Source organism: Brunnivagina elsteri CCALA 953 (assembly GCF_002289455.1).
In the GTDB taxonomy this organism is placed as follows: domain Bacteria; phylum Cyanobacteriota; class Cyanobacteriia; order Cyanobacteriales; family Nostocaceae; genus Brunnivagina; species Brunnivagina elsteri.
Window position 1 is genome coordinate 1 of record NZ_NTFS01000274.1, and the last position, 8,906, is coordinate 8,906.

Sequence of the window (8,906 nt, forward strand, 5' to 3'; positions counted from 1 at the left end):
CCCCTTATTAAGGGGAGGGAATTGGATTTTTATGTTCCCCTTTATTAAGAAGAGAGAACTGGATTTTTATTTTCCCCCCTTGAAAAGGGGGATTAATTCATGTTTTGTATGTACAAGATAGTTATTAACGGAAAAGGAACTGGATTTCTAATTTTCCCGTTTCTAAGCTAGGTAATTGCCGTATCCTTAACCCAAAAACAACTTATAGGCAGGATTATTATTTTCATCCCAATAGGTATACCCCAAATTATCTAAAAATCCCTGCCACTCACCCATTTCCTGGGGGGGAACCTGTACCCCAACAACAATTTTCCCGTAATCAGAGCCATTATTGCGGTAATGAAAGACACTAATATTCCAATTTGGACTCATCGAACTAACAAACTTCATCAAAGCTCCCGGACGTTCGGGAAACTCAAAGCGGTAAAATAACTCATGGTGTGCAAGTTGCGATCGCCCACCAACCATGTGTCGTAAATGTAGCTTCGTCAATTCATCATCGGTTAAATCTAAAGTCTCAAAACCACACCCAGTAAAACTTTCCACCATCTTACCCCGATCTGCACGGTTTTGAATTTGCACCCCGACAAAGATATGTGCAACCCGCTCATCAGCAATCCGATAGCTAAACTCCGTCAGATTGCGTTTACCCAAACATTCGCAAAACCTCCGCAAACTTCCCGCTTCTTCGGGAATTGTCACCGCAAATATCGCTTCCCGTTGCTCCCCATACTCAGCACGTTCAGCAACAAACCGCAAACGGTCAAAATTCATATTCGCACCACAAGCGATCGCAATCAAGGTTTGTCCTTCAATTCCCTCCCTCTCCACATAAGCTTTTGCACCTGCGATCGCTAATGCTCCAGCAGGCTCTACAATAGACCTTGTATCCTCAAACACATCCTTAATTGCCGCACAGGTAGCATCCGTATTCACCAAAATAATCTCATCTACATATTTTTGACACAACCGAAACGTCTCCTCACCCACTTCCTTAACTGCCACACCATCAGCAAACAAACCCACCTGAGACAACCGTATCCTTCTTCCAGCTTGTAACGATTGGGACATGGCATCAGCATCCACTGGTTCCACACCAATAATTTTGATTTCCGGACGGATGCGCTTTATATAAGCTCCAATACCCGAAATCAAACCACCACCACCAATGGCGACAAAAATAGCATGAATTGGCTGCTGATACTGCCGGAGAATTTCCATTGCGATCGTACCTTGTCCGGCGATTACATAGGGGTCATCAAAAGGATGAATAAACGTCATCCCTTTTTCGGCTTCCAATTTCCGTGCATAGGTATAGGCATCATCGTAAGTGTCCCCATGTAGAACTACCTCACCCCCCCGTGCTTTCACCGCATCTACTTTGAGTTGGGGTGTAGTTACAGGCATGACAATGATTGCACGGGTTCCCAATTCCTTCGCTCCCAATGCCACACCTTGGGCATGGTTTCCCGCAGAAGCTGCAATCACACCCTGTTTGAGTAGTTCGGGTGTGATATTTGCCATCTTGTTATAAGCACCACGTAGCTTAAATGAAAATACTGATTGCATATCTTCACGTTTCAGTAGCAGCTTATTGTTGAGGCGCTTTGATAAGTTTGGTGCAATTTCCAGTGCTGTTTCTTGAGCTACATCATATACACGGGCAGTGAGGATTAATTGGAGGTAATCGCAGAGCATGGTGGTGGGAGGTTTGTAGATGCCAGGTAGATGTTTATTTTACGGCAGTTCGGTAACAGTTTTGTAGGGGATTTGGGTTTGGGAGAGGTGCGATCGCTACAAATCTCTTAAAGTCTCGTTCAATGTGGACAACCATTGATAACATGGTTCATCAATCGGTGCTATATTTCTACGTTGTTGAGCTAAAGATTCTGTATAAGCTTTCATCCAAGCCGATGCAAGTTCATTTTCAGTTATGATGTCTTCTTCCAAAGCATGAGTGAATTGTTCTTGTACCCATTGCTCAAAAGTAAGAATTTTAAGGGATATCCCAAATATTTCTTCTATTTCCTCGCATCTAGGCTTTAATTCATCAATCCTTTCAGGTTCAATACTTGTAACAAAACCAGCTTTTCTAAGTGCAGGATGAATTTCCAGCTTTTCTGATAATTCCTCAATCTCATCTCGTAGATATGATTTACCATATTTTGCATCCCATGCTTCCACAATTTGTCTATCTTCTAAAATTTCTATGTCAGCTATATTTCCGTGCTTCTTATTTGCTGAACGCATTTGTGAAAGGGGTTTCAGTGATTTATATGGGGAAATAGGATATTGTTGTATTGCTTGCATCAAACTGTGCATAGATATTTCCATTAATCGAGCGGCATAATCAGACTTATTGATATGGCGCAATATAAAACTTAAAGCAATATCTTGATTAACAAGATTTGTTTCCAAAAATAAATGTAATTGTTCAATCGTTTGTAAAGCTAATATTTTAAAGTTATCAGCGCGATTAATTAGTTGTGAGAGGATATAGAGTAATGCTGATTCCGAATTTAATTGATTTTCCTCAATTCCTTCAACAAGATGAATCCACTCAATACGAGCGCCTCTAATATTGGCTTTATATACAGAAGAATATGGATAGTTTTCTGCCAAGCTTCGCGTCATCATAAAACCATCGGCATTTAATCGAAGTAATTCGTATTTTCGCAGGACAGGTGTAATATATTGTTTATCAAGAGAGCGCATCGATATACCATCACACCATGAAAAATCTCTTGTACTTGAACTACCTTTATGTAATCTGATATTCTGCTCAGGCTCAACTGATTTAACACATAGTTGCAATATTGTCAGACCAATCAATGCTCTACCCACTTCGCTAGTAACAGATTGAACTAGTTTATCTAAAAGATTCTTTTGTTCTTGATTAAGTTGTGAAAAATTGAGATTAGAGGAATTATCTCTACATACAAGAATTTGCTTTTCTAAATAGCCATCTGCAAATTCCGATATAATTTTCCTATATCTTATCTTAGCCTGTTGATTCATTCCACCTTCAGTAAAATATTGAATTGTTCCATCTGTTAAAACTAATTCACTTCTATCTGTATAGACTTTCAGATATCGTTCGCTCATGATTTCAAATTATAGTTTTTTACGAAGTTGCACACTTTTGGGATTTAATGTAGGAAAGGCATAAGGGATTAAGTATTTCCCTACAATCATTTGTGGATTTGTATTATGATTTCTAACTTCATAACCCATCACTCGTAGACACTTAAGATATGAATATATATGCTTTTTTTCTACACACCATTTATCTGCAAGTTCTTCGGCTGATAATTGCTTTGCAATTCCAATACATTTTGTCACATATTGAACTACACGCCAAAAATCATCTATTTGTAACTTACTATCAAAGTTCATAACTCCACTAATTTGTGCATCATACTGATAGTAGCCAGAAAGTTGTACTAAATCAGCTTTCCCTGTCACTTCTATTAATTTTTCTTCAAAAGCTTTCCAAAGAGATGTGAATACTTGCATATCTAAATCTTGAGAACAGAGTTTAACTGAATTTGTACAAATTCCCCAATCATCATAACCATAAGAGGGGTAAATATCAATAATAAATTTGCTTTTTCCCTGTTCTATTTCATTCAGGCTTGCCACTATCGACCAACATGAATTATTCAAATCATAGCTGATATTAATTTTTTGACTTCCTACATTTGATTTCTTTGTCCAAGCAAAATCAGGAGATAAATATCTGATGTATTTTCCTGTTTCATTATATTCAAATGAAGTTAGAGTAACTATTTTTTTTAGTTTATATAAATCTGCAATTGCAATTGTAGCTTTTTTAAGATAAACTTCTGTTAACTTGCGTTTACGCTGCCGAAAACCAAGCTTTTTATTTTCAGGTAAATAGCTAATTGAAAAAGGTAATTTAACCTTCATAACTTGTTCTAGTATACTAAGAGCCAAAATTCTACCCAGTTGAGGAGGAACCGAATTGCCAATTTGTTCTATACAAACTTGTCGATTTCCAACCAGATCATAATTATCAGGAATAGTTTGCAAACGTTTTAATTCTGCAACTGAAAATTTACGATTTTCCCAGCTAAAAGGACCTGTATACTGCCCACCTTGAGCTTTAATTGTTCGTACAGGTTTTTCTGGATCGGCTTTATATAAAAAATCTGAAAATTTTGATCGCCAACTAAATATTGGCTGAGGATAACCCATTTCTTTCGTATAAAAACTATAATTAAGTCCAGGTGGGATCAATTCAAGCAAATGACCAAATCGTCCACCTATTCCTACTTCCACATTTAGAATATCAGCACCTTTTACAGCTTCTTCAGCAGAATAGTACTGTTGTTGGTTGAGAGAATCAGGACCATGAGTAGGATATGGAAATAGATATTCACCTTCTTTTAATCCGACAATAAATAATCTTTCTCGGTGCTGAGGAACTCCATAATCGGCTGCATCAAGAACACGAAAATAAATTTTATAGCCAACTTTTCTAAAAGCTAGCTGAATTTCTTGCCAAGCTTGCCCATCATTTGCTCCAGTAATTCCATATACATTTTCAAATAGGAATCCTTTTGGCTGAAGTATTTCAAGAATGCGAACATATTCTTGAAATAGCGTACCTCTCACATCATTTTTACCAGATACCCCAGCAGCTCTACGTCCAGCAGCAGAGAAAGTTTGACAAGGTGGACCCCCTATAATAAAATCAACTTTTAAATTGTCTTGTGGCGTATAGTCTTTAACATTAATACATATGGGTTGACAGCCCTCTAACCATTTGTCTTGTTGAGAATTTTGTTGTAAAGTTTTAACATATTTAGTTTCCAGTTCCACCATTTGAATGATTTCAAAGCCAGCATCATGAAATGCAATATCTAGTCCACCCCCTCCAGAAAATAGGCTGAGGGTTTTGATGGGAGTATGTCCTTGTTGTATCATAAATTTTCTAAGAGATTTACCAAACCAATCAACCCATGCTGTTTCTTGTTCTACTTCTAAAACAGCCAAGATATCTTGAAACCAAGTTTTATGATCTGGTTTTTCAGTATATAAATCCAAAGGAAGACATAATTGTTCCATTTTTTTAATCTGTATAGTTAATCTTCAACACAGATTACTTTTACCATATCTAGGAGACAGGTTATTTAAAGCTTTTGGCAGTTACGCGATCGCACTTCCACATCCCCTTTAAAAATCCCACTTGGCTACAACCTCAAAAAATTGCGATCGCACCTCCTCATCCCCTCCACATCAACTTAATAAACCATTTATAAATCTAACATTGACAGCAAACATTGATTACTATAGTATTCAAAACATGAAATACAAGTTAATTGATTTATTTGCTGGTGCGGGTGGGCTAACTACTGGTTTTAACCTTGCAGGATTTGAGTCTTTGTGCGCCATTGAGGCAGACAAAAAAGCCGTGGCAACATATCAGTATAATTATCCAAATACCAAAGTTCTGAATCAAGATATATGTAAAATTAGCCCTTCAGAATTGCGATCGCACCTTGGTTTGCAGCGAGAAGAACTAACAGTACTCATAGGTGGTCCTCCTTGTCAAGGTTTCTCAAGAAATATTCCTGCTAGTAATCGTAGTCTTGATGAACCTCGAAATCAACTGTACAAAACATTTTTGGAATTCGTACAAGAATTTCGACCTATTTATGTAGTTATGGAAAATGTTCCGGAAATATTAAAGGCTTACAATGGTGTAGTTAGAAATGAAATAACAGAGAAATTAGAATTATTAGGCTACAAAGTAACTTCAGGTTCGTTAAATTCAGCCCTTTATGGAATACCCCAAACCAGAACTAGAGCTTTTTTTATAGCTAGTTTAGATAAATTACCAGAATTACCAAAACCAACACATTCCCAACAGATTACAAACGATTACCGGGATATAGACTTTTACAGTCAACAACTAACTTTATTTGAATCAAATATTTATTCGATTGTTACAGTTAGGGATGCAATTGGCGATTTACCATCCTTAGAAGCAGGACAAGAATATAGCGATCAAGTTTATCCTTCCTTTTCAAAAAGTGAATATCAAACTTTAATGCGTAATGAGAGTAGTAAAATTACTAATCACGTTGCTCGTGTTTTAAGTCCTATTCAAATAGCAAGAGTTCGTGTTTTAAAAGAAGGACAAGATGCGAGAGATTTACCACCAGAATTAGCACCTAAAAAGCATTATAGTGGAGCATATGGAAGACTTTACTGGGATAAACCTGCCAAAACAATTACCAGATGGGTATTTCATCCTGGTTCCGGTCGATTTTTCCATCCTACACAAAATCGAACCATAACAATACGTGAAGCTGCTCGGTTACATTCTTTCCCCGATCGGTTTCATTTTTTGGGAACTTATACTGATATGTCTTCACAAATCGGTGAGTCTGTACCTCCATTATTTGCTAAAGCTATAGCTAAATGTTTAATTCCGGATTGTTCTCAGATGGGTTATCGCTAACTTGTTCTTGTAAAGCTGTGAGGATTGTTTCTACATACCTATCTGGTTGCAGACGAACCCGCTCAATATTAGTAGTAACTGCTTCTGAAGGAATTGTCCTAGCTCGAAAAAGTTGTTTTTGATTTTTGTACCACACTAGTTCTACTCTCCCAGAAACACTTCCTTGCAAACCAACTCCATCTTTTCCTGTAATTCTATCTACTGTCCAAGCCGAAGCAAAGTTATTTGCTTCGAGTGGTTCGAGTGGATATTCGCAATAAAGGTATTCCCTTCCTCGTATTGTTTTTAAGAGTATACCTTCATAACTATGTACAACAGATTGTGCTGATTTACTTGCAATTATTTTTTTATTCCAATGCTGAATTATAGCAGCACCTAGTTCCTGTGGGGAAGAACCCTCAGCCAAGTTAGGAAAACCAAGCTGAACAGCTTTTTTAATCACATCTGCTCTTTGAATGACAAAGAAAAATGTATTTCCTGGCTTTATATTGTTAAGTTGAAGTGATTTAAGCGACCAACCAGATTTAGTTCTAATATCAACAGCATCGTATAGAAGTTTGCTACGTCCTAAAGCTGGATCGGATAGAGGAATATCTTTGACATAATGAAAGATTGCTTCCCAAGTATAATCTTCTATTGACCCGATTACTGGAGATGCAATAGTTGCGACTATTGCGTTCCTTAGTCTACCTATTTCATTCTCCGTTAACATTTAGAGATTCCTCCACAACTCGCAAAAATTCACTCATTGTTATATTTAAGGCATGAGTAATGTGGCTAAGAACCCTAACGGATGGACTTTTAAGTCCTCGCTCTAGCTGGCTAATATAGGTTCTGTGCAAACCTGTTATTTCTGCTAAATACTCTTGAGACCAACCTTTATTTGTGCGAAGATACTGTATTTTTTGCCCTAATATTTTGTCTAATTGACTGGTTTGCATAAATATTAAAATAGGGCTTTGAATACAAAAGTTCTACAGACTAAAGTATTCATTCTGTATTCTCTGCCTAATCGCACCTCCACATCGTCTCTAAAAACATGGGATTGTATTTCTCTATCGTCTCGCTTAAGAAACCCCATAGCCTGTATGTGGACGCTTATATGGTGGATGTAAATTTGTCCTCGCTCAATACTCATGTTTTTTAAAGCCATCGCTTTCGGTAATCTTAAATTCCTCATTAATAGAAGCAATTTCTGATTTTATCTGTAAATCACTAGCCATAGCGGTAAGTTGTTCGTGCATATATTTAGCATCAGTAAATTTACTCCCTATTTGCTTTTTGTCTTGCACTTGTTTCGTAATACGCGTTAAAAGCCATTCTTGTTCTTCTAGTGATAAAGCACAGATTGAACGCTCTATTTCTAATAAATTTGGAGACATCATAATTATTTACGTGTTGATAAAAGGCTATTTCACGGACAAATTATCAAAGAAAATATCTAAAATTATCGCAATGTATACTAAAAACGGTTAAGGATTATACTTTTTATCTGCCAAACCTAATATTTATTAAGCCTCTCCCCTTAGTAAGGGGAGAGGTTGGAGAGGGGTTCTATATTAGTCAAATTTTAAGCCGTTTGCAGTATATAAATGTTTGTGCTTACCCACTGATAAATTAATATCTATAATCATCCCTTTTTCTTCGTCTATTCCCTTCCGAACGACGACGACGGGGTTTATCGTCTTCATCTTCATTATCGTCTAAACGACTGCTAACTTCTGTGAAAAAATCGCGACGCAAAATCGGATAGTCGCTTACCCATAAATCGCGACTGGGAATATAAATATCACTGATTTCTTCAATCGTACTCAAGTCTCCACGATTTGACATTACCAATAATTCTGCCCATTGACCTGATGAAATCGCTTTATATGCAACCTTTAGTGGTGCTTGAAATTCGGCTATAAATCCTGTATCGTCACCGATTTCTAAATTAATTCGTTTTTCGCGATTCTCAACAATTACCAAATCACCTTTATTATTAACTGTTTCTTGCTTGCCAATTAATTCTTCGGTAATCCAAAAATCCAATATGCGACCGCGAAAAAAACCACTATATTTGTAGCGACGACATTTTATGTTTCGCTGACTGGCTTGAAAAACTGGACCCCAAAACCAATAAAATGCACCAATGATTCCAATGATAAAAACCAGAGGAAAATCTACCCTAAATAATACTTTAAATAGTAAAACGATCGCACCAATCACAACGGAAATTAGTAACCGTTGTAAAAAATTAGAGAATTTACCCCAATAGTATTTATACTGAGGACCTGTGGCAATCAGTGGAATCAGTTGTTCAAATTTTTCGCGGGTTAGTGGAACAAGCATAAATATAATTTTAGATTGGGCATGGGGAATTGGGGATTGGGCATGGGGAATTGGGCATTAAATTCTTTATTCCCTACTCCCC

The 8,906-nt window shown here is 37.0% G+C and carries 8 protein-coding genes; 1 reads left to right on the forward strand and 7 read right to left on the reverse strand.

Annotation, left to right across the window (positions count from 1 at the left end; translation table 11 throughout):
• Positions 1-186 precede the first annotated feature (186 nt).
• From ilvA to CK510_RS20735, 3 genes are all read right to left on the reverse strand, one after another.
• Positions 187-1,698, reverse strand: coding sequence for a threonine ammonia-lyase, biosynthetic (ilvA, locus tag CK510_RS20725; protein ID WP_095723507.1), 1,512 nt, complete (start codon positions 1,696-1,698; stop codon positions 187-189).
• Between the two features lie 96 nt (positions 1,699-1,794).
• On the reverse strand, positions 1,795-3,105 hold the full coding sequence (locus CK510_RS20730; protein WP_095723508.1) for a hypothetical protein: 1,311 nt from the start codon (positions 3,103-3,105) through the stop codon (positions 1,795-1,797).
• A gap of 9 nt (positions 3,106-3,114) precedes the next feature.
• A complete protein-coding gene (locus tag CK510_RS20735) occupies positions 3,115-5,091 on the reverse strand; it encodes a DNA cytosine methyltransferase (protein ID WP_095723509.1) in 1,977 nt (658 codons plus the stop codon).
• A 238-nt stretch (positions 5,092-5,329) separates the two neighbouring features.
• Here CK510_RS20735 and CK510_RS20740 point away from each other — a divergent pair, with 238 nt between their 5' ends.
• Positions 5,330-6,490 carry a DNA cytosine methyltransferase gene (locus tag CK510_RS20740; RefSeq protein WP_095723510.1) on the forward strand — a complete coding sequence of 387 codons (1,161 nt, stop codon included), beginning with the start codon at positions 5,330-5,332 and terminating at the stop codon, positions 6,488-6,490.
• On the opposite strand, the gene CK510_RS20745 is transcribed toward CK510_RS20740, so the two are convergent.
• The 4 genes from CK510_RS20745 to CK510_RS20760 form a co-directional block, all read right to left on the reverse strand.
• Positions 6,447-7,202: a hypothetical protein gene (locus CK510_RS20745; protein WP_095723511.1), complete on the reverse strand. Its 756-nt coding sequence runs from the start codon at positions 7,200-7,202 to the stop codon at positions 6,447-6,449. The genes CK510_RS20740 and CK510_RS20745 overlap by 44 nt on opposite strands.
• Entirely contained in the window at positions 7,186-7,431 is a 246-nt protein-coding gene (locus CK510_RS20750; protein ID WP_095723512.1) for a helix-turn-helix domain-containing protein, read from the reverse strand. Before CK510_RS20750 ends, CK510_RS20745 begins: the two co-directional genes overlap by 17 nt.
• Before the next feature lie 186 nt (positions 7,432-7,617).
• A complete protein-coding gene (locus tag CK510_RS20755) occupies positions 7,618-7,875 on the reverse strand; it encodes a hypothetical protein (protein ID WP_211293240.1) in 258 nt (85 codons plus the stop codon).
• 232 nt (positions 7,876-8,107) lie between these two features.
• Positions 8,108-8,824, reverse strand: coding sequence for a DUF8619 family protein (locus CK510_RS20760; protein ID WP_095723513.1), 717 nt, complete (start codon positions 8,822-8,824; stop codon positions 8,108-8,110).
• Between the last annotated feature and the right edge of the window lie 82 nt (positions 8,825-8,906).